The organism is Microcoleus sp. (genome assembly GCF_041354475.1).
Classification (GTDB): domain Bacteria; phylum Cyanobacteriota; class Cyanobacteriia; order Cyanobacteriales; family Microcoleaceae; genus Microcoleus.
Map to the genome: position 1 here is coordinate 57,135 of NZ_JBGJZU010000015.1, position 20,553 is coordinate 77,687.

Here is a 20,553-nt window from a genome sequence, read left to right on the forward strand (position 1 = left end):
TCCTTCTTCCTTCTAAAATGAAAGCATTATTTCTCCATCCCAACTTTCCGGCCCAATACCGCCACATTATCACGGCGTTAGGCGCAGACCCCAATAACCAAGTAGTTTTTGGAACTAAAAACGAGCGGCCAGAATGGAACATTCCCGGTGTTCGCAAAGCTGCATTTACACCCAGCCGAGAACCCAACGCCCAGACTCACCAATACGTTCGCCCCTTAGAAAGTGCCGTCATCTACGGACAAGCCGTATTTAGAATGGCTGAACAACTCAAAGCCGATGGTTTTGTACCGGATATTATCTGCGGTCATTCCGGTTGGGGGCCGACATTGTTTGTCAAAGAAGCTTTTCCAAATACGCCACTTTTATGCTACTTCGAGTGGTTTTATCACGCGATCGGTTCCGACGCAGATTTCGACCCCGCGGAACCTTTAACAGTGGACGATATGGCGAGAATTAGAATTAAGAATGCGCCGATTTTAGTGGATTTATACTCTTGCGATTGGGGCTTGTCGCCCACTTATTGGCAGCGATCGCAATTTCCGCCAGAATTACAACAAAAACTCTCCACAATTCACGACGGCGTAGATACAGACTACTTCAAACCAGACCCCGGTGCTAAACTGGTTTTGCCTAACTTAGATTTGTCCGGCGTTGATGAAATTGTCACCTATGTATCGCGAGGAATGGAACCTTACCGAGGATTTCCAGAGTTTATTGAATCCATCGCCTATGTACAAGAACGCCGCCCCAATTGTCACGTCGTAGTTGTTGGTTCCGACAGAGTTTGTTACGGGCGTTCTTTACCTAATGGTGAGTCTTACAAAGACTATATGCTCAAAAAAGTCCCGCTAGATTTGTCGCGAGTTCACTTTGTTGGGCCGCTACCTTACGGACTGTACTTAAAAGTCATTCAAGCATCGGATGTGCACGTTTATTTAACGAGACCTTTTGTGCTATCTTGGTCAATGATTGAATCTCTATCGACGGGATGTTTAGTCATCGGTTCCGACACCGGGCCAGTCCGAGAAGTGATTCGGGATGGAGAAAACGGTTTGTTAGTCGATTACTTCTCGCCGAAACAAGTAGCCGATCGCATTGATGAAGTTTTAGACCATCCTACTCGCATGGCAGAAGTTCGCGTCAAAGCCCGTGAAACAGCCTTGGAACGCTACAGTTTAGCTAAAATGTTGCCGCAACATCTACGATTAATCGAGCAGGTTGCAAATCGTTCAATGCCGCCTACAGTTGGTATGGAACCGGAACGGGAATTGGCAGCATCTTTTGCGGTGAGAATTTAATCGTTTGTAATGTCATAGCCTGGGTTTGAACTAAGTGTTGAACCCACGGTTTTCAAATTATGGATTGCTAACAATACTGACATCGGAAGGATTATTATCAGTAATTTATGATATAGTGTTTAATAGAGCTTGTTTAAAATCTGCTGCACTTTTGTAATAAATTTCAGATTCTCTTGATTTGAGGGAATAGTAGGGGGTGATTGTTGTTGGGCTGTTTTGGCATTTTCCGGGTCAAGGGCAACAGCAACTCGAAAAGAAGTATCGCTGAGTGTAAATTCATCTCCCTCCCCCAAATCATACTCTGGAAATTGAATTTGAGCCGCCTCTTCAGGAGATTGATGAGCTTCTCGCTGACCAATTTTTTTGCCATTAACAAAAGTACCATTCTTGCTACCAAAATCGCGGATGCGGATATCGGGAGGATTGATATCTAGCAAACAATGATAGCGGGAAATGGTGCGGTGTTTGTCGTCATCGGGAATCTTGGGGTAGCAATCTTTAGCGCGGCCAATAATGCAAGTAGTGCGGGTGTCAAAGATAAATTATTGGCCTTTGAGATTACCTGCGGTGATGGTGAGGGTAACTTTTGAACTCATATAGATTATAGATTTTGGATTATTCAATTTTGGATTTGGATGCTCGAAACTCTTGCTCCCCACCCTTAACAAAGGGCTAACCCTTGCTCCCCCCTTAATAAAGGGCTAACTCTTGCTCCCCCCCTTGCTAAGGGGGGGCTGGGGGGGGTAAAAGAATTGATGCAATAAACGATTAAATCTAATCTACCCTCCTAACTCTTGCTCCCCCCCTTGCTAAGGGGGGGCTGGGGGGGGTAAAAGAGTTGATGCAATAAACGATTAAATCTAATCTACCCTCCTAACTCTTGCTCCCCCCCTTACCAAGGGGGATTAACTCTTGCTCCCCCCCTTACCAAGGGGGGGCTGGGGGGGGTAAAACACCCGATATTCTCAGCGATTTAATCCCCTCCACAATCACCTCTAAAACCCCATCCAAATTATGATAAACATCATCATTAGTAAACCTCAAAAAATTAATCCTTGCCGATTCAATAAACGCTTGCCTTTCTGCATCATATTCTACAGCACCATCTACAAAATGACTGTCACCATCAACTTAAGCGTGCTAACTTGATTTCTGGTGAATAGAAATCTAGCACAAATGCTGCTACACTATATTGTCTGCGAAATTTACAATTTTCAAGCTGTCTGTTTCTGATACGTTTCCATAGCTGCTTTTCTGCTTCTGTCATTTCTGCGCGAAGCTTCTGTCGCTTGAATTTTTCTGAGCTTCTGTTGTAGAGTTTTGTCATTGTTATATAGGATTTAACCCCCCCCAGCCCCCCCTTGGTAAGGGGGGGAGTAAGAGCGTTTTTTTAGTTTGTTCGTTGGTTGTTTAGATTTTAACCCCCCCCCAGCCCCCCCTTGGTAAGGGGGGGAGAAGAAATTTCGCCCCCCTTACTAAGGGGCGAAGAAGAGATTTCTTCCCCCTTACTAAGGGGGGAAGAAGAGAAGAGGGAATTTTCTCTTACTCCCCCCCTTACCAAGGGGGGGCTGGGGGGGGTTCTTAACATAACATTTTGCGGTTTAACATCCAGATGAGTAAGTCCCTGCTGGTGGACAAAACTCAGGGCGCTTCCGACTTGTTGAATAATTGGCAAAGCTTTCACTTCCGACAAAATGCCGTTATCTTCGAGATATTCAGCTAAATTAGTGCCGTCGATTAATTCCATCACCATGCACCACAATTCGATATTTCCTGCCATTTCGGGAAATACTTCGTAAACTTGGACAACGTGGGGATGGCTGCATCGGGCTAAAGATAATGCTTCGTTGACAAATTTGGTTTGTAATTCGCGAAAGTTTGGCTTCCCTTGAACGTTGGCATTTAGGGTTTTGATGGCGACTACTTTGCCTTCTTTGGGTTTTTGGGCGCGGTAGGTGACGCCGAATCCGCCACCACCGAGGATGGTTTCGATGATGTATTTGCCGTTTTGGAGTTGTTGTTCGGGGGGCCAGTGCCTCATGGCGGGTATGTGGGGATGGAGAGGATGTTTTTGATTATAGCTGAGATGAGGGAATTTTGTTGAGGCTTTGGGTGAGGTGGAGAAACCGGGTTTTTTCCGAGATTTTGGGCTGCAATCAAGTATTGTCGAAAAAACCCGGTTTCTGTTTTGGAATTGTAAGCCCTACATAATCTTAGGTACTTTGAAAAACTCGCCATCGCGATCGGGAGATGCAGCCAAGATATTTTCGCGATCGGCAAAAGGTTGCAAATCGTCCGATCGCATTACATTACTAACATCGATCGCCCGTGCTGTCGGTTTTACCTTACTTGTATCCAGTTCGCTCAACTGCTCGAAATAATCCAAAATACCGTTGAGTTGACCAGTAAACTGCTCCTCTTCTTCAGGAGTTAATTCCAATCTCGCTAACTTTGCTACTTTCCGAACTTCTTCTTTATCAATCATAAAATTTGGGAATTGGGAATTGGTCATAGGGCATAGGGCATAGGGCATAGGGCATAGGGCATTGATTATTTGTTGTTATTAGCAAAATTACTAACTACTAACTATTAGCAATTACCAAGGCCCGATGCCCTATGCCCAATCATAGTTAAAAATACACATCAATCTGCGATCGACCTGTTATTTTCAGCCAATTTTGCACTTCAATGTAATTGTTCGGTGCTAAGCGAATAGCTTCCTTCCAATAATCGGCAGCTTTATCAAACAGCCCTTCCGCCGCTTCCAGATTCCCAGCTTCCTTTTCTTTTTCTCCTTGATAGTGATAAATCACAGCAATATTATTTAGGGCTTGGGGCATTCTGGGATTGAGTTCTAGAGCTTGGCTGTAATACTCCAAAGCTTTGTCGTGTTCCCCGTTGCTGGTATGGATCAGCCCCATATTGTACAAAACATAACTGCGATCGTAAGGATCTTCTTCCAGCTTCAGCGCTTCCTGATAATTGTCCAAAGCTTCAGCGTATTCGCCATCAGATTGAGCCGACATACCATCTCGGTAATAAGCAAAAGCTTCCTTCGCCTGCTTCTTGGCTGGCATAATCTTGAGGATGATATCAGCCATTACCGTGAAACTTTTGTCAATAAAGTTATCGTTGCGTTGAGTTCTTGGCATATGTGATTCTTTGGTTGATGACTAATCCTATAAATTAGTCGGTAAAGTTTTCCTATTAAGAGTTGTGGCACTATTTTGGTTTATATTAGCACCGATGAGTCTCAAAAGACTTTTGAGACTCAACTGTAAACCTGAAAACACGGGGAAGTCCTATCTATTTTAAATAACTCTTGCAAAAATTGCAAAAAACCTATTTTTTAGACTTATTTAAACTTTTATTAACTTTTCTAGGTTCAACTAATGTTTGATACTACTCAAAACTCATGCGCCCAAACACTACCAACATTTTGCACCAAAGTCAAGGTCAGCCTCCAAACAGCCTGAATTCTCCTGGTATAAACCAGTTTGAAGGCTGGCAACCTATAATTGAAAATAACCGGGTAATTTTCACAAAGAGAAAGACATGGCCCCAAATCCCAAGGTTATGCAAGCCGTCACAGAACTTGGCTACCGCGTTACGGTTGGAGACGTGGCGGCAAAAGCTGGACTAGATGTCAATTTTGCCGAACGAGAACTCTTAACCCTAGCCTCGGAAGCAGGTGGCCACCTGCAAGTAGCAGAATCCGGCGATATTGCTTACCTATTTCCCAAAAACTTTCAAGATATTTTACGCAACAAATTTTTACGGTTGCAGTTAGAGGAATGGTGGCAAAAAATTTGGCGGGTTCTATTTTACCTGATTCGGATATCTTTTGGCATAGTTTTAGTAGCTTCTATCATCTTAATATTTGTGGCGATATTTGTCGCAATTTCGGTTTTGAGCAATAACGACAACAATGATGGAGGTGGAGGCGGAGGGGGCAACAGCGGCGGTGGCTTTTCCTTCTTTCCCTACTTCTCGAACGACTTAATTTGGCTATTTTACTGGAATCACGATGAACCTTACTACCAAAGGCGATCGCGCTCAACAGGCCAAAAACCCGAAATGAGTTTTCTAGAATCAGTTTTCTCCTTTCTATTTGGAGATGGCAATCCCAATTATAATTTAGAAGATCGTAAGTGGAGCAGTATTGCCGCGACTATTCGGAACAACAAAGGTGCGATCGCAGCCGAACAAATTGCGCCCTATCTCGACAACCTCGGACAGGGATACGCCTTTGAATACGAAGAGTATATGTTACCAGCCCTAGCCCGTTTTGACGGCCGTCCCGAAGTCAGTCCCGAAGGGCAAATAGTCTATCATTTCCCGCAATTGCAAACCACCGCGACTGAGAGAAATTCTGAACCAGTAGCAGCTTATTTGCGAGAAATGCTGTGGCGTTTCAGCCACGCTAGTTCTGGACAAATCATGCTCGCAGCAGGCTTGGGAGCGGTGAATTTAGTAGGTGCATTAGTTTTAGGGAGTTTATTAGCTAAAAGTGCGATCGGCAGTGGATTGCTCAGTTTAGTAGCCACTATTTATCCAATGCTGCTGATTTACGGTGTCGGATTTCTGACAATTCCCCTAATTCGCTACTTCTGGATTCAGTGGAAAAATAGCAGCATCGCAGCCCGCAATCAAGAGCGACAGCAGCGAGCAATGTTATTAAATCAACCCGATCCTAACTTACAAAAAAAACTTGCCTATGCCAGCGAATTTGCAGCAGAAAACATTTTGAATGGACAAGATTTAGCTTATACCACAGAAACCGAATTAACAGCGCAAGAACTAGAACAGTCAGCTAAGATAGATGCTGAGTGGCAAAAGCGGATTGGGCGATCGGAAAATTTGTAATCAATCAAGTAGCCTGGGCGAAGAGAAGCCGAGATTTTTTACCAACACTACGCAAACTATCCAAATTTTTTGTTAGTTAGTCCACGGAGGTGGACTTTGTTTGTGTAGCCGCGGTTTCAACCGCCGGAATTTCCAAATTTTTTGTTAGTTAGTCCACGGAGGTGGACTTTGTTTGTGTAGCCGCGGTTTCAACCGCCGGAATTTCCTTTGTTTGTTTAGTCGCGGTTTCAACCGCCGAATAATCTGGCATCTTCCTCAATTTTTTAACCACTTTAGGGCGTTTAAAAATCAAACTATTCTGGTCATACTTCGAGTCATGACGGAGAGCCACAAGTTCCCAGCCCTCATCCCCCAATTCATTAATAAATAAATGTAAAAATCCTTGTTTCCACTCTTGTTGTTCTTCACCATTGACATATAAACTAATCAATTTATTACCAAAAGGATACATATTAGCATCCACCAATAAATACTCCCACTTCTGCATATAAATCCTGTATTTAGTCATTCAACCACTAACCAATTCCTACCAATTACTGCACCGCAATTCTAGCCAAAGAAGCACCCCGATAATAGTGCAGCAAAATCTGCTGGTAGCCATATCCCTGCCTTGCCAAATTGTACGCGCCCCACTGACTCATGCCCACAGCATGACCGAAACCTTTACCAGCAATTTGAAACCCCGTCGGAGGCTTACCGCTATTTCTGCCACTAAAAATCCCCCCATACTGAGGAATCACCGTAAAGCGAGTGCTCCTCAAATTCAGCACCCGACGCAGATCCGCACCAGTCATCACCCTAGAACCGCCATCTCCGACTACTTTCATCGTAATCACGCTACCATAGGCTGTCGTGCGTTCAGGCTTCATGGAGATCACATTACCAACGCCAGAAATCCGACTGCTGATTTGAGCCTGTGTAAAATTTTCTTTCCACTGGTAAACCGGTGCCCCTTGGTCAAAATCGGGAACAGCCCGCAGATAAGGCAACGCTTCTGTCCAAACATCCTCAACATTCTCAGTATGTCCCCCAGAAGCAGAGTGGAATACCGCTAAAATAATTTGACTGTTGTAGGTAAGAACTTGACTCGTGGTGGCATCCACGGCAGAGTAAGTACCCGAAGATTCTGTTTGCAGTCCTTTATAAACCTGGGAAGATTGAGTCGCATCTACATCGTAAAGGTCGGTTTCGCTTTTGAGGCGCTGGTGGATAGCGTAGGAACGGGCGGCGACGGCTTGGGCTTTCAAAGCCTCTTGAGGCCAATTGCCACTCATTTCAGCGCCGAGAACGCTGTAGAGATACTGTTCGATATCAACATAATTGACGGCAGTTAAGCCATTTTTTTGCGGACTCACAAGGGTGCGTCCCCGATACCATCGATCGCCAATCCAAACATAACCGTTCCCCGTCGGCTCGATCCAAATTTGATTGGCAGCCCAGGAGCCAATGGTCACTTTTCCCGATCGAAATTGAGCAGACAAAGCACTGTTTGCCGTCAACTCACCCAAATTACGGCCACTACCATCCCGGATTGCAGCCTTAGTGGAACTGCCAACTCTTACCTGACTTGCCCCGTCTTGGATTGCCACTCGCAAGATCAACGCCGCCTGTGCTGGGGCTACCATTACCAGCCAAAACAACAGCGAAATCCAAAAATAGCGTTTTCCTAATGTCGAAACAAAGGAAGCAAAGAACACTCCTGGCTGCATTTGATAATTTTCCTCCTGTTATGTACAAATTTTCAAGTTCGAGATGGTTCGGTTCTGGAAAAAGCAAGAGAATAGCAGAAAGAAAACGTTAGAATTGGGTTTAACACTCTCTGCGCGCGTCAAAAATGATTTGAGCGAGTAGATCCTCCCAGGAACACAGGGCTGTTTCATTCTTTGTAGGGGCAATCCCCCCGTGGTTGCCCCAATGCCTGAAATGACGGAAAATTGTCGGTGGGGGCGGGTAGGCACGCACCATCCACTACCCCTACAAAACGATGATTTATCTGAGAATGAAACAGCCCAGCCCAGGAACAGGGATTGATGCCAATTCCTGTCGATCGGCATTTCCTGAAGGTCGGATTAGCCGCACTCTGGATATATGTAACATATTTTTTAACTTTAATTGAGGTGATTTGACTCTTGCAGATTACATTTCTCGGAACTAGCTCAGGCGTACCCACGCGATCGCGCAACGTTTCCAGCATCGCCCTCCGCTTGCCCCAGCGAGCAGAACTCTGGCTATTTGACTGCGGCGAAGGAACCCAGCACCAATTCCTGCGCAGCGAGCTCAAAGTCAGCCAACTCACCCGCATTTTCATCACCCACCTACACGGCGACCACATTTTCGGCTTAATGGGTTTGCTGGCTAGCTGCGGTTTAGCGGGGAATGTCAAGCGCATCGATATTTACGGGCCTCCGGGACTTGAAGAATATTTGCAAGCTGGAGTTCGCTATTCCCAAACCCATTTTTCATACCCAGTGAAAGTCCACAAAAGTCATCCAGGAGTCATCTATGAAGATGACGAATATATTGTGAGTTGCGGCCCTTTGAAGCATCGAGTTACTGCTTTTGGCTACCGCATAACCGAGAAAGACCGTCCCGGACATTTTGATGTCGAAAAAGCGAAGGCAGTCGGTATTCCTTCCGGGCCTATTTACGGCGAATTAAAACAAGGAAAAACAGTTAAGTTATCGGATGGGCGGGAGTTTAAAGGCACTGATTTTTGTGGACCAGATCAAATCGGTAGGAAGTTTGTGTATTGTACCGACACAGTTTATTGTGACGGTGCTGTGGAATTAGCCAAAGATGCGGACTTGTTAGTGCATGAAGCTACTTTTGCTCATCAAGATGCTCAAATGGCCTTCGATCGCCTCCATTCAACTTCGACAATGGCTGCTCAAGTGGCTTTGAGTGCTGGGGCGAAACAGCTAATTATGACCCATTTTAGCCCCCGTTACGCTCCGGGAAATCCCATCGTCCTAGATGATTTGCTCAAGGAAGCCCAAGCTATTTTTCCGAATACAAAAATGGCCTATGACTTTTTGACCTACGAAGTACCCAGACCAGTTTCCAACTAGACGGGAACTCAGCATAATCTGGGAGAACCTGGAATCATCTATCTCAGGACTTATGCACTCCAAGCAAAGAAACCGGGTTTTTTACTGAATCTGCCGATGAAAACCCAATATTTTCGTAAAAAAACCCGGTTTCTGAACCCCCTACTCAGCCAAATTGCCAATATTCAACTCACCGATACGCTTCAAAATACTAAGTACGCTGTACAACTCGTTCCCTGGGTTGAAAAGGTAAAATTTCCGAGAAAAAGCATACTGTGTTGTTTCTCCCTTAACTAACTTTACAAACAGAAAATCTGCCCCATTCGTTAGCAATCCGTAAGTAGGTCGATCGCTATTCAGATTAGCTAACATATACGCCAGCAACTGCGGAATCCCTACTTCCAAAGAAAACGCCGCTTGCTTGGACTCGACAACTACTACCCAAAACTCCTGAAACAAAGCCAAAACATCCAACTGTCCCCTCACGATCATTCCTTCATCTTCGTCAATAATTTCTACAGACTTTTTTGAAGTAACGTGAAAAGGAGAAAGATAAAAATCCGCTAAATCCAACAACGGAGACAGCACCACCATTTTGACTGTATTTTCTAGAAGTGGGGGACGTTTGAGCAAATTCCTGTAACTTGCTTTCACTCTGTCTAATCGCTGTTTCTCAGCTTCCGAGATTTCTGGTAAATTATCTTGCCACTCTCGGAAAAATTGGTCATCCTCGACTAATTCAATTTTGAATTGGCTTTCCAAATCGTTCAGCGCAATATTTCGAGCTTGAATTGTTTGTACCATCGTTTTACACTAAGTTTAAAGTCTATACAGATTGTGCAGTCAAGTGGTCATTACCCACCTATAGAATAGATGGGAATGACCTAATTGCTGTATCTATTAGCTCTTGATTTCCAACACGGAAACTCTCTTTTCAAGTTCTAGTATCCTCTGAATTATTGGTAAATCTTCTACAGAATCTAGATGACTAGCTAGAGCGCTGACTATGACATCAGTTTGAGATATGCCCGTTTGTTGAACATATCTTTTGAGCTTGCTAAAAAGACTACGGGGAACTCTCACAGCTATTTGAGATTTCTTACTCGGAGATAGCCCCTTGTGTTTAGGTTCTATACTTAATGGTTCCACTGCTTCAGCAGGATGATATGCCTGTGTAGGGTTATCTACTTTGTAAGCTTCATTGTCATTTTCACGAAGTGTGAAAATTCGTCTGATAAAACTATGATTTCCAGTAGGAGGGGCATCATCTTCTAATTCTGCATACCCCACCAAGGTTTGACCTTGCTGAAGCTCTGAAAGACGTTTTTTAGAGACTCCTTTTCTGGTAGAAAAATCTACTTCGCTCTCTCGCACCCAAGGCATTTTGCTGATATCTACAAGCCAGACAATTTTGGCTTCGTGCATTAAATTCTGGTCGCTGACAAAAGTGCTCATAGTTTTTATCTCTAGTATGTATGTGCACTAATCCTAGCACGTAGGGCGAAAGATAGCAACTGCATGGCAAGTTTTCCTCAAAAAATAACTAAGAACCCGATCGCCCCGCACCCCGCACCCCACCGGCCCCAATTCCCAAAAAAATGTAACGAGTTGTAAAGTATAATTAAACCGAAGCGAACACAGAGGCCAAGTAATATCAAATGCGAGTTGCGATCGCCGGAGCAGGCTTAGCAGGACTTTCCTGCGCTAAATATCTTACCGACGCGGGCCACACCCCCATAGTCCTAGAAAGTCGAGACGTACTCGGCGGCAAAGTAGCCGCGTGGAAAGATGCAGACGGCGACTGGTACGAAACCGGCCTTCACATCTTCTTCGGCGCATACCCCAATATGCTCCAACTCTTCAAAGAACTTGATATTGAAGACAGGCTGCAATGGAAACAGCACAGCATGATTTTCAATCAACCAGAAACCCCCGGAACCTATTCCCGCTTTGACTTTCCCGACATCCCCGCCCCCTTCAACGGCGTAGCAGCCATCCTGGGCAACAACGATATGCTCACCTGGCCCGAAAAAATCAGCTTTGGCATCGGCTTAATTCCGGCGATGCTTCAGGGTCAAAAATACGTCGAAGCAATGGACAAATACTCCTTTTCCGAGTGGCTGAAAAAGCAAAACGTCCCCCCCAGAGTCGAAAAAGAAGTATTCATCGCCATGTCCAAGGCGCTCAACTTCATCGATCCCCACGAAATATCCGCAACCATACTGCTGACAGCCCTCAACCGCTTCTTGCAAGAGAAAAATGGCTCGAAAATGGCCTTTTTAGACGGTTCCCCCACGGAGAGGTTGTGTCAGCCAATGGTAGACTACATAACTGAGCGCGGTGGCGAAGTCCGGCTGAATGCACCAATCGGAGAGTTTTTGCTCAACGATGACAACACGGTGCGTGGGTTCCAGATTCGGGGGATAAAAGGGGCAGAGTCCGAAATTCTGACAGCCGATATCTACGTTTCTGCCATGCCCGTAGACCCCCTGAAGCTGATGATGCCGGAACCTTGGGGCAAAATGGACTATTTCAAACAGCTCGAAGGCTTAGAGGGAGTACCCGTAATCAATGTACACTTGTGGTTCGATCGCAAATTAACCGACATCGATCACTTGCTGTTCTCGCGATCGCCCTTGCTAAGCGTCTACGCCGACATGAGCAACACCTGCCGCGAATATGCCAACCCAGACAAATCAATGCTGGAACTGGTTTTAGCACCGGCCAAAGACTGGATCGGCAAATCTGACGAAGATATCGTCGCAGCCACAATGGTCGAGTTAGAAAAACTCTTTCCCGACCAAATCCCAGCACCCGCTAAACTGCTCAAATATCACGTAGTCAAAACCCCTCGTTCCGTCTACAAAGCCACCCCCGGCCGCCAGGATTGCCGTCCCTCACAAACAACTCCCATTAGCAATTTCTATCTAACGGGGGATTATACGATGCAGCGTTATCTTGCGAGCATGGAAGGTGCCGTGCTTTCTGGTAAGCTGACAGCGCAGGCTATTTCAACGGCAAATAAAAAATGAAAAATTAAGAATTTTTCATAAAGACGTAAAAGAATCTCCCGTTTTTCTAGACGGGGGAGTGTCAGTTCTAATCTTTAAATTTCTTATTCTCGGATGCTGCAACTGTCAAAACTCCAGTGCATGAGAACTCTGGCCTCTGTGGATGAATCCTACGAACTGTGCCGCCAAGTCACGGCGAGTTATGCCAAAAATTTTTATTTAGGCACTCAACTCATGCCCGAAGCCAAGCGTCGGGCGATTTGGGCGATTTACGTCTGGTGCCGCCGCACCGACGAACTCGTAGACGGGCCCGGTTCTGATGCAACAACCCCTGAAACCCTCAATCTGTGGGAAAAACGCCTAGAATCAGTGTTTGCCGGCCACCCCCACGACGACTACGACGTAGCTTTGGTAGATACGTTGTCTCGTTTCCCGATCGACATTCAACCCTTTCGAGAGATGATTGCCGGCCAACAAATGGACTTGTACCGCAGCCGGTACGAAACTTTTGAAGAGCTCAATCTTTACTGTTATCGGGTAGCCGGTACTGTCGGGATGATGTCGATGTCTGTGATGGGTGTGGACGAATCGAATCCCGCTGCTAACTGGAATTGGCACTGGGGTAATAAAATTCCCAAAGAAGAAGCCATCGCCCTTGGTATCGCCAAACAGTTAACTAACATTCTGCGCGATGTCGGAGAAGACGCCCGCCGCGGCCGCATTTACATTCCCCTAGAAGACTTAGCACTGTTTAACTACACCGAAGAAGACTTATTCAACGGCGTAATTGACAACCGCTGGCGAGAATTAATGCGCTTTCAGATTCAGCGAGCTCGCAAATTATATGCTAGCGCCGAACCGGGAATCAAAGTGCTCAGTCCCGATATCCGCTGGACTGTGTGGGCTGCTACCATGCTCTATAGCAGAATCTTAAATGCGATCGAACGCAATCAGTACGATGTGTTCCAGAAGCGGGCCTACGTTACCAATTTTCAGAAATTGCAGTGTCTCCCCGCCGCTTGGCTGAAATCCAAAATTCTTTAGCCCAATGATAGTGCTGATATCTTAGTCCCACTCTGCTGGGACTTTGTTTGTGCAGTATCAGAATTTTATTCGGCGGGTTCAACTGCTGTTTTCTGGAATTTTGCTTCTAAATTTTGAATTTGTTCCCGACGCGCTTCTACTTCAATCAAACGACGAGATAATTCTTGACTTTGCAAAGTCAGAGATTGCCGCCATTCTTCTGCTTTCTCGGCTTCTAGCTGCAAAAATTCAAGTGTAATACCATTTTTGAGATACTTATCAACTAATTCCACTACCCAGTTAGTAGCGGATCGCAGATTCAAAATTTCGCTATTTTCCCCAATATCTGCTAATACTAAAACACCTTCATTCAAGATATTACCTACAAAATTATTGGACACCTCAGCAAAAATTTTAGGTAACGTCAATACCTTTTGTTCAGAAAGAATCGCCCAACTATCATCAGCATTTTGACAAGCCAACAATTCCAGAGAGGCTTCGCCTAAAACTTCCTGATTTTTTACTTTAGCTAAATATAGCATGACGGTTATTAGTTAGGGGTTATTCGTTATTGGTTACTTGTTTGATTTACGATCTGGTACGGGCGGGTTTTACCAACAATATCTGCCCAAAACTAAATATCTCAAAAACCCGCCCCGGCCCTTCGGGTTAACATCTTCCAAACAGCCTGTGAAGAACAAGCCAGAGGGCTTGTTCCACAATAATTATGGAAGATATCGATTAGAATAACTTAAGGCGATCACGCAAAATTTCCGCCTGTTTTTCGGCCTCCGCCAAACCATCCCGCGCCACCTGAACAACTTGTGGATCTGCCTTTTCCACAAACTTCTGATTAGTCAAACGCGCCGAAGTATGCTTAATTTCCCCTTCTATCTTAGCCAACTTCTTTTCCAACTTAGCACGCAAAGCCACCAAATCCACAACTCCTGCCAAAGGAATCAATACTTGTACAGTACCCACAACTCCAGCAATTGCCCCCCCCTGCCCCCCCTTACCAAGGGGGGGATTAAGGGGGGGTTCCGCATCCAAACTAGCAGCAATCGTCAGATTTTGTACCCTGGCCAAATCCTGAATGTAGATAGCGCAATCTGAGAGAATCTGGCGTTCCTTAGCGCTTTCACTTTGCAAAATCGCCGTCACCTTAACTCCAGGCTTGATATCAGTATCAGCCCGCAAATTCCGAATAGTCCGAATCGTACCAAATAACAACTCAAACTGCTGTTCTAACTCAGAATCGATTAGGGATGCTTGCACTTCAGGATAACTTTGCAAAGCCAAACATTCATCATCACCTGTTTGAGTCAAAGTGTGCCAAATCTCCTCAGTAATGTGAGGCATAAAAGGATGCAAAAGTTTGAGAATACCTTCCAAAACAAAAGCAAAAGTTTGCTGTGCCGCTTTCTTAGAATTCGGTTCAGCATCCTGTTGTAAGCGAGACTTGACCAATTCAATATACCAGTCACAGAAATCGCCCCAAATAAACTCATAAAGTCCCTTCGCCGCTTCCCCAAAAGCGTAAGTTTCAAAATCGTTACGACTTTGCTGCACTACTTGATAGTAGCGAGAAAGAATCCAGCGATCGCACAATTCCAAACTACCACCTTCTCTGCCATCCTGATGAAGAGAATCTTCTTCTCTCCCCCCCTTACCAAGGGGGGGCTGGGGGGGGTAAGGATTCCCCAATTGCTGCGGAGTCTGTCCCTCCAGATTCATCATCACAAACCGCGCAGCATTCCACAACTTATTAGTAAAATTCCGCGAAGCTTCCACTGATTTAGATTCATCAGTTTTGCGATCGTATTCCAAGCGAATATTTTGACCAGCCCCTACCACTTCCTTAACCAAAGTATAGCGCAAAGCATCAGTCCCGTACTTACCAATCAACAGTAGCGGATCGATACCATTCCCTTTACTCTTAGACATTTTCTGACCATTTTCATCCAACACCAAACCGTGAATGTAAACAGTATCAAAAGGCATTTTTCCCGTAAAATGTCCTGCCATCATCGTCATTCTAGCCACCCAGAAAAAGATGATATCAAAACCCGTAACTAAAGTCGTTGTCGGATAATAAAAATCTAAATCCTTAGTTTCATCCGGCCATCCCAAAGTAGAAAAAGGCCATAACCCAGAAGAAAACCAAGTATCCAAAACATCTGGATCTCTTGCTAAATCGACATCTTGCCCAAATTTAGCCACAGCTTTTTCCCTAGCTTCAGCTTCACTTTTTGCCACCACAAACGGAGTCGTGTCAGTAATTTCTCCCTGAGTTTCGCTAACAGCATACCAAGCCGGGATTTGGTGTCCCCACCACAATTGTCGGGAAATGCACCAATCTTTCAACTTTACCAACCAATCCCGATAAACCTTTGTCCATCTTTCCGGCACAAACACTGGTGAATTCTCTTCATCTAAGGCTGCTAAAGCGCGTTCAGAAAGAGGATTAATTTTCACAAACCATTGAGTAGAAAGTAAAGGTTCGACGGGGACTTTACCGCGATCGCTGTAGGGAACTGTATGTTTGTAATCTTCGATTTTAACCAAAAATCCGTCTGTTTCTAACCGCTTTACCACATTTTTGCGGGCAACAAATCTATCTTGTCCTTGGAACTCTCCCGCATTTTCATTTAAACTGCCGTCCTTGTTCATGATGTTGATAAACGGCAAATTATGACGCTTACCCATCTCGAAGTCATTCGGATCGTGGGCCGGAGTTACTTTGACGCAACCAGTTCCAAAAGTGCGATCGACAAACTCATCCGCAATCACCGGAATTTCCCGATTCACAATGGGTAAAGTGACAGTTTTACCGATAAGATGTTGATAGCGATCGTCCTCCGGATTCACAGCCACCCCAGTATCGCCCAACATCGTTTCCGGCCGAGTCGTCGCCACCTCCAAATAACCAGAACCATCAGTCAAAGGATAGCGGAAATGCCACAAATGCCCGTCAACTTCCTGCTGGTCAACTTCCAAATCCGACACAGCAGACTGACTCGCGGGACACCAATTCACCAAATAATTGCCGCGATAAATCAATCCCTCATCATACAGTCGAACAAAAGCTTCTAAAACCGCAGCAGATAAGCCTTCATCCATCGTAAAGCGTTCCCGCGACCAATCCACAGACACGCCCAAACTGCGCAATTGATTAGTAATAGTATTGCCAGACTCAGCTTTCCACTCCCAGGCTTTTTCCAAGAATTTTTCTCGCCCTAAATCGTAGCGAGTTTTGCCTTCAGCTTTAAGTTGCTTTTCCAGAATAGTTTGAACTGCGATGCTAGCATGATCCGTTCCCGGCAACCACAGGGTATTGCGCCCTGTCATCCGTTGATAGCGCACGAGGACATCAATCAGTGTCTCTTCAAAAGCGTGTCCCATGTGGAGGCTGCCGGTGACGTTGGGCGGTGGGATGACTACGCAGTAAGGTTCGCCACCTTGTTCTGGGTCAGCTTTGAAGGTTTGGTTGTCTTCCCAGTATTTTTGCCATTTGGCTTCGGTGGCTTTGGGGTCGTATTGGGGTGGTAGGTTTGCGGTCATTGGCGAGAGGGTGCAGGTTTTATATTAAGATTGTGCCACAGGAGAGGGAAGAGAAGAGTTTTGAACCGCAGAGGGCGCAGAGGGCGCAGAGGGAAGAGTGTTGCGAGGGTTTTGGGTTATGATTTTGATATTGGTTTGAAAAAGGAGAGGGGAGTTGACAGAGGATCTTAATGAATTGAGTTACGCTGTGATTGGGGCGGCGATGGAAGTTCATAAGGAGTTGGGGCCGGGGTTTTTGGAAGCGGTATATGAGAATTCGTTGCGTGAAGAACTATCGCGTCGGGGAATTCCTTTTGATCCTCAACCTACGGTAAATGTCTTTTACAAGGGTGTTGTCGTTGGGGAAGGCAGATACGATATGCTGGTTGCCAACACTCTCATTGTTGAATTAAAGTCAGTCCAAACTATACTTCCTATCCATGAAGCTCAAGTTATATCATATCTGAAAATGACTGGTTATCCTCTCGGTCTTCTCATCAACTTTAACGTCCGCTTTTTAAAAGAAGGAATCCGTCGCATCATCCTGTCGTAAAAAAACCTCTCATCCCTCCCCTCTCTGCGCTCTCTGCGCTCTCTGTGGTAAAACCCTCTTAAGATCTATTTCACCTCTTTATAATCCACCCCATCCAGAGAAGAGTTTTGAACCGCAGAGGGCGCCAGAGGACACAGAGGGAAGAGTGTGGCGTGGGTTTTTGATGTCGTAAAAAAACCTCTCATCCCTCCCCTCTCTGCGCTCTCTGCGCTCTCTGCGGTAAAATCCTCTTAAGTTCTATTTCACTTCTTTATCATCCACTCGATTAAGAGAAGAGTTTTGAACCGCAGAGGGCGCAGAGGACACAGAGGGAAGAGTGTGGCGTGGGTTTTTGATGTCGTAAAAAAACCTCTCATCCCTCCCCTCTCTGCGCTCTCTGCGCTCTCTGTGGTAAAATCCTCTTAAGATCTTATTTGAATTTTACAAGCAAACAAAAAGCGATCGCATCTAAAGTGCGATCGCTCTTATTCTACATCATTCTACGTCGCTGGATAAACTTGACCTCTCATTTCGCCATAGAACGAATGTTCTTCCGTATGCAAGTTGAAATAAAGAGCACCCCGCCGCGCTACTGCTTCCATTCCAGCAACAGTATTGACTTGACCCGGAAGGCCGATTTCCACCGGACAACCTTCAGGTAAGCGAGGAACATTGTCAGGAATTTGAATATCTTCCACCGATGGAGGCGAACTTAAATCGGGAATTTGAGAGATCTTGGGAAAATTGTTAGGAAGGTTGCCAATAATTCGATCGATCTGAGGCAAACTGGAATTGGGAATTTGAGGGGTAGTTGGAGGTGGATTGGTAGGTAAACTAGGAGGATTGACTGGAGGATTGACTGGAGGATTGACTGGAAGTTGTCCGATCGCCTGACTTGATTCTACCACATCTTCATTATGAGTGTGACCTAAATGAGCGGATTGGCGGGCAGTATTTTCAGAAGTTTGTCCGATAGGTTGACCGTTGCGCAGAGTCAAACCTTCATCGGGAATTTGAGGGACACCTTCAGGTAACTCGGGTGGAGAATCGATAAAAGTAAGGTTTTGATTCTTGACTTCAGCAGAAAATTTACCACCTACAATTGTCTTGTCAAAGGTTCCGTATTGCCCCAAATCGACAACAATCGGTCCGAGCACGCCTGGAGGGCCGCAGTGAATGTGAAACCCGGTGATTTCTGAAGTATCGACACCGGATATTTGCACGTCAATCTTAGCAGAACTGAGGTTTTTCGGAAATGTAATCGTACCATATCCTTTAGCATCAGATTCGATTTCTTCCCCCGGTTCTTGTTCGGGACTGAGAAATGCTTCATATTTAGTAGCATTTCTTTCTCCGAAAGGATCGGGCGTATTTTCAACAGTACCTGTAATAAAATCTGCTGCGGTTAGATCGGCGGCAGTAATCCCATTAATTACTAATAGCGGTTGATTCGTAGTTCGATCTGTAACTAATACTTGACCTGAATTGATTGTGGTAATGGCGAGATTGTTAAAACTCAAAGAAGGATGCAGTTGAATAAAGTCAATGCCGTTTTGAAAGTCCGTAATGATATCGAGTCCTTCACCTCTAGCTATGACAAAAATATCGCTGCCATTTCCTCCAGTTAATGTATCATTTCCAGCACCGCCTGTCAGAACATCATCGCCTAATTCTCCTAATAAAACATCGTTACCGAAGTCGCCATTCAGGATATCGTTACTTTTACCACCGAGGAGTGAATCTTCGTTTTGACCGCCCGAAAGTGTGTCCGAGCCTTGATTTCCACAGAGTAAATCGTTGCCAGCATTACCTAAGAGGATATCGTCGCCTCCCAACCCGATAATAGTATCATTTCCTGCCATGCCATAATAAGTGCGGCTTTGTTCGTTATTAGTTACCCAGTCGTCACCTCCTAGGAGCATAATCACGTCTTTTCCAGGAGAATTAGCAAGGGTACTAATTTGGCTGGCGGGTAGTTGATTGAAGAAAAATACATCGCTGCTTTCAGTAGCTTGAGCGATGTCAAAAGGTATTCCCGTGTCGATCGCAGATAAGGTCATAGTACGATACAAGTTAATTTATTCCTAGTAAAACTTATAACTTGCTGCTGCCTGGTTGCGCTAGTCAAATTGCGAAAGATTAGTTTCGCAAAATGTCCGAAGGCTTTTTCTGAAAGTGCTGCTGGAAGTATTTTGTAAAGCGACCAGGATTGTAAAAACCATATTCAAAAGCAATTTCCGTAATCGTTTTATTGCTCTCCATTAACTCCATACGAGCGGCTTCAAGTCTAGCAGTTCGCAAGAATTGACTGGGAGAAACACCGTAATGACGAGCAAAAGCAGTTTGCAAAGAACGACTGCTACAGTTCATGGCGCTCGCAATTTGTGCAATTGTCAGCTCTTTTTTCATATTAGCCCGGATGTATTCGGCAGCCTCTCGCACGCGGGCGATCGAAATTTCAGATACTTTAATAATTGGTGGATCTAAAGTGTTGTAAGATGAACCTTGGACTAAGGTTGAGAAAACAGCAAGTTCTAAATTTTCAATTACCAGTGGATGTCCGTTCGTGTCAATCAAATTCCACAGCGTCATGACCATTTGATATAGCGATCGACCGTAAACAGTGGTACGATCGACAATTGGCATCAGCTTGGGACGATCGATCGGCTTGTCAAGATACTTGCTCAGTTCAGTTAAAAATCGAGCTTCATCTATATAAATTGAGATTGCACTGTATTTGGGTGAGTGCTGAAGACGGATTAGTTCGCCTCCCGGCTCACTTATCCCCAGATGTCGATCGTCCACGAGGAATTCGTTAGACCCAACTTTGAATACATGATCGCCGTCAAAAAATGTGAAAACTATTTTTCCAGGAAAAGTATATCCGGCGGTATATGTACTCCCAGCTTCCCAAACAACATTCAGGAGCTCGAAGTTCTTTAACTTCGCAAGTCGCCATTGAATTTTGTAATCTTTGGAATGGGGAATATGTTTAGTTATTGTCGGTAGTTGCTTAATATAGATCTCTGGATCGTTGATTTCAATATTCAAATCCCAGGCCATAATCAAATCGTCATAGTTGATACCCCACCATAATAATAATATAAGATATACAGCATAAAATTCACCAACTGTAGGGGCGAAGCATTTGGGCAAAAAATCTAATACGGTGTGCATAAATCATGACCCAAATGCTTCGCCCCGCCCCACGAATCAACCGCATTATCGAAATTTAT

Annotated in this window: 21 protein-coding genes; 7 read left to right on the forward strand and 14 right to left on the reverse strand. The window is 45.0% G+C overall.

All coding sequences use genetic code 11. The annotated features are described in order from the left end of the window. Window positions 1-17: 17 nt before the first annotated feature. A complete protein-coding gene (locus ACBR23_RS08430; protein WP_371116195.1) occupies window positions 18-1,298 on the forward strand; it encodes a glycosyltransferase family 4 protein in 1,281 nt (426 codons plus the stop codon). 119 nt (window positions 1,299-1,417) lie between these two features. Here the strand turns inward: ACBR23_RS08430 and ACBR23_RS08435 are convergent, their stop codons facing one another. Beyond that, a complete protein-coding gene (locus ACBR23_RS08435; RefSeq protein WP_371121270.1) occupies window positions 1,418-1,810 on the reverse strand; it encodes an FHA domain-containing protein in 393 nt (130 codons plus the stop codon). Between ACBR23_RS08435 and ACBR23_RS08440 the strand changes: the two genes are divergently transcribed. Next, window positions 1,739-1,888 carry a hypothetical protein gene (locus ACBR23_RS08440; RefSeq protein ID WP_341735226.1) on the forward strand — a complete coding sequence of 50 codons (150 nt, stop codon included), beginning with the start codon at window positions 1,739-1,741 and terminating at the stop codon, window positions 1,886-1,888. The two genes, ACBR23_RS08435 and ACBR23_RS08440, sit on opposite strands and share 72 nt — an antisense overlap. Before the next feature lie 334 nt (window positions 1,889-2,222). Here the strand turns inward: ACBR23_RS08440 and ACBR23_RS08445 are convergent, their stop codons facing one another. The 5 genes from ACBR23_RS08445 to ACBR23_RS08465 form a co-directional block, all read right to left on the reverse strand. Beyond that, entirely contained in the window at window positions 2,223-2,366 is a 144-nt protein-coding gene (locus tag ACBR23_RS08445) for a hypothetical protein (protein WP_371119375.1), read from the reverse strand. Between the two features lie 58 nt (window positions 2,367-2,424). Further along, window positions 2,425-2,625 (reverse strand): endonuclease domain-containing protein, encoded by a 201-nt coding sequence (locus ACBR23_RS08450; RefSeq protein ID WP_371121388.1) that lies wholly within the window; start codon window positions 2,623-2,625, stop codon window positions 2,425-2,427. A 90-nt stretch (window positions 2,626-2,715) separates the two neighbouring features. Further along, window positions 2,716-3,339 carry a serine/threonine-protein kinase gene (locus ACBR23_RS08455; RefSeq protein WP_371119350.1) on the reverse strand — a complete coding sequence of 208 codons (624 nt, stop codon included), beginning with the start codon at window positions 3,337-3,339 and terminating at the stop codon, window positions 2,716-2,718. A 162-nt stretch (window positions 3,340-3,501) separates the two neighbouring features. Then, the gene (gene gatC / locus ACBR23_RS08460) at window positions 3,502-3,783 is read right to left on the reverse strand and encodes an Asp-tRNA(Asn)/Glu-tRNA(Gln) amidotransferase subunit GatC (protein WP_371116192.1); all 282 of its coding nucleotides are present in this window, start codon (window positions 3,781-3,783) and stop codon (window positions 3,502-3,504) included. A 145-nt stretch (window positions 3,784-3,928) separates the two neighbouring features. Continuing rightward, entirely contained in the window at window positions 3,929-4,450 is a 522-nt protein-coding gene (locus ACBR23_RS08465; protein WP_341735221.1) for a photosystem I assembly protein Ycf3, read from the reverse strand. Window positions 4,451-4,853: 403 nt separating this feature from the next. Between ACBR23_RS08465 and ACBR23_RS08470 the strand changes: the two genes are divergently transcribed. Then, entirely contained in the window at window positions 4,854-6,164 is a 1,311-nt protein-coding gene (locus tag ACBR23_RS08470) for a hypothetical protein (protein ID WP_371119349.1), read from the forward strand. A gap of 148 nt (window positions 6,165-6,312) precedes the next feature. Here the strand turns inward: ACBR23_RS08470 and ACBR23_RS08475 are convergent, their stop codons facing one another. Then, complete coding sequence (locus ACBR23_RS08475) at window positions 6,313-6,672, reverse strand: hypothetical protein (protein ID WP_341735219.1); 360 nt, start codon at window positions 6,670-6,672, stop codon at window positions 6,313-6,315. Between the two features lie 25 nt (window positions 6,673-6,697). Then, complete coding sequence (locus ACBR23_RS08480; protein ID WP_371116190.1) at window positions 6,698-7,873, reverse strand: SpoIID/LytB domain-containing protein; 1,176 nt, start codon at window positions 7,871-7,873, stop codon at window positions 6,698-6,700. A gap of 420 nt (window positions 7,874-8,293) precedes the next feature. On the opposite strand from ACBR23_RS08480, the gene ACBR23_RS08485 reads away from it, so the two are divergent. Then, window positions 8,294-9,232 carry a ribonuclease Z gene (locus tag ACBR23_RS08485; protein WP_341732230.1) on the forward strand — a complete coding sequence of 313 codons (939 nt, stop codon included), beginning with the start codon at window positions 8,294-8,296 and terminating at the stop codon, window positions 9,230-9,232. A gap of 141 nt (window positions 9,233-9,373) precedes the next feature. Here ACBR23_RS08485 and ACBR23_RS08490 read toward each other — a convergent pair whose 3' ends face one another. Together ACBR23_RS08490 and ACBR23_RS08495 are read right to left on the reverse strand one after the other, a co-directional pair. Further along, a complete protein-coding gene (locus ACBR23_RS08490; RefSeq protein WP_371119348.1) occupies window positions 9,374-10,015 on the reverse strand; it encodes a restriction endonuclease subunit R in 642 nt (213 codons plus the stop codon). A gap of 96 nt (window positions 10,016-10,111) precedes the next feature. Beyond that, window positions 10,112-10,666: a DUF6009 family protein gene (locus ACBR23_RS08495; protein WP_371119347.1), complete on the reverse strand. Its 555-nt coding sequence runs from the start codon at window positions 10,664-10,666 to the stop codon at window positions 10,112-10,114. 203 nt (window positions 10,667-10,869) lie between these two features. Here ACBR23_RS08495 and pds point away from each other — a divergent pair, with 203 nt between their 5' ends. Further along, a complete protein-coding gene (pds, locus tag ACBR23_RS08500; RefSeq protein WP_371116187.1) occupies window positions 10,870-12,243 on the forward strand; it encodes a 15-cis-phytoene desaturase in 1,374 nt (457 codons plus the stop codon). A 93-nt stretch (window positions 12,244-12,336) separates the two neighbouring features. Beyond that, on the forward strand, window positions 12,337-13,266 hold the full coding sequence (gene crtB, locus ACBR23_RS08505) for a 15-cis-phytoene synthase CrtB (RefSeq protein ID WP_341735215.1): 930 nt from the start codon (window positions 12,337-12,339) through the stop codon (window positions 13,264-13,266). 65 nt (window positions 13,267-13,331) lie between these two features. Here the strand turns inward: crtB and ACBR23_RS08510 are convergent, their stop codons facing one another. Together ACBR23_RS08510 and ACBR23_RS08515 are read right to left on the reverse strand one after the other, a co-directional pair. Next, window positions 13,332-13,787: a hypothetical protein gene (locus ACBR23_RS08510; RefSeq protein ID WP_371119346.1), complete on the reverse strand. Its 456-nt coding sequence runs from the start codon at window positions 13,785-13,787 to the stop codon at window positions 13,332-13,334. A gap of 199 nt (window positions 13,788-13,986) precedes the next feature. Beyond that, entirely contained in the window at window positions 13,987-16,806 is a 2,820-nt protein-coding gene (locus ACBR23_RS08515) for a valine--tRNA ligase (protein ID WP_371116186.1), read from the reverse strand. Window positions 16,807-16,960: 154 nt separating this feature from the next. On the opposite strand from ACBR23_RS08515, the gene ACBR23_RS08520 reads away from it, so the two are divergent. Then, window positions 16,961-17,338 (forward strand): GxxExxY protein, encoded by a 378-nt coding sequence (locus ACBR23_RS08520; RefSeq protein ID WP_371116185.1) that lies wholly within the window; start codon window positions 16,961-16,963, stop codon window positions 17,336-17,338. Window positions 17,339-17,817: 479 nt separating this feature from the next. Here the strand turns inward: ACBR23_RS08520 and ACBR23_RS08525 are convergent, their stop codons facing one another. Beyond that, window positions 17,818-19,389 carry a CHRD domain-containing protein gene (locus ACBR23_RS08525; protein WP_371116184.1) on the reverse strand — a complete coding sequence of 524 codons (1,572 nt, stop codon included), beginning with the start codon at window positions 19,387-19,389 and terminating at the stop codon, window positions 17,818-17,820. Between the two features lie 67 nt (window positions 19,390-19,456). Then, on the reverse strand, window positions 19,457-20,494 hold the full coding sequence (locus ACBR23_RS08530) for a helix-turn-helix transcriptional regulator (RefSeq protein WP_340519724.1): 1,038 nt from the start codon (window positions 20,492-20,494) through the stop codon (window positions 19,457-19,459). Between the last annotated feature and the right edge of the window lie 59 nt (window positions 20,495-20,553).

What these genes read in the sequence shown, in the direction of transcription:
- ACBR23_RS08430 (WP_371116195.1), top strand. Translation starts at nt 18, where the DNA reads ATGAAAGCATTATTTCTCCATCCCAACTTTCCGGCCCAATACCGCCAC.
- ACBR23_RS08440 (WP_341735226.1), top strand. Translation starts at nt 1,739, where the DNA reads ATGATAGCGGGAAATGGTGCGGTGTTTGTCGTCATCGGGAATCTTGGG.
- ACBR23_RS08450 (WP_371121388.1), bottom strand. Translation starts at nt 2,625, where the DNA reads ATGACAAAACTCTACAACAGAAGCTCAGAAAAATTCAAGCGACAGAAG.
- ACBR23_RS08455 (WP_371119350.1), bottom strand. Translation starts at nt 3,339, where the DNA reads ATGAGGCACTGGCCCCCCGAACAACAACTCCAAAACGGCAAATACATC.
- gatC (WP_371116192.1), bottom strand. Translation starts at nt 3,783, where the DNA reads ATGATTGATAAAGAAGAAGTTCGGAAAGTAGCAAAGTTAGCGAGATTG.
- ACBR23_RS08465 (WP_341735221.1), bottom strand. Translation starts at nt 4,450, where the DNA reads ATGCCAAGAACTCAACGCAACGATAACTTTATTGACAAAAGTTTCACG.
- ACBR23_RS08470 (WP_371119349.1), top strand. Translation starts at nt 4,854, where the DNA reads ATGGCCCCAAATCCCAAGGTTATGCAAGCCGTCACAGAACTTGGCTAC.
- ACBR23_RS08475 (WP_341735219.1), bottom strand. Translation starts at nt 6,672, where the DNA reads ATGACTAAATACAGGATTTATATGCAGAAGTGGGAGTATTTATTGGTG.
- ACBR23_RS08480 (WP_371116190.1), bottom strand. Translation starts at nt 7,873, where the DNA reads ATGCAGCCAGGAGTGTTCTTTGCTTCCTTTGTTTCGACATTAGGAAAA.
- ACBR23_RS08490 (WP_371119348.1), bottom strand. Translation starts at nt 10,015, where the DNA reads ATGGTACAAACAATTCAAGCTCGAAATATTGCGCTGAACGATTTGGAA.
- ACBR23_RS08495 (WP_371119347.1), bottom strand. Translation starts at nt 10,666, where the DNA reads ATGAGCACTTTTGTCAGCGACCAGAATTTAATGCACGAAGCCAAAATT.
- pds (WP_371116187.1), top strand. Translation starts at nt 10,870, where the DNA reads ATGCGAGTTGCGATCGCCGGAGCAGGCTTAGCAGGACTTTCCTGCGCT.
- crtB (WP_341735215.1), top strand. Translation starts at nt 12,337, where the DNA reads ATGCTGCAACTGTCAAAACTCCAGTGCATGAGAACTCTGGCCTCTGTG.
- ACBR23_RS08510 (WP_371119346.1), bottom strand. Translation starts at nt 13,787, where the DNA reads ATGCTATATTTAGCTAAAGTAAAAAATCAGGAAGTTTTAGGCGAAGCC.
- ACBR23_RS08515 (WP_371116186.1), bottom strand. Translation starts at nt 16,806, where the DNA reads ATGACCGCAAACCTACCACCCCAATACGACCCCAAAGCCACCGAAGCC.
- ACBR23_RS08530 (WP_340519724.1), bottom strand. Translation starts at nt 20,494, where the DNA reads ATGCACACCGTATTAGATTTTTTGCCCAAATGCTTCGCCCCTACAGTT.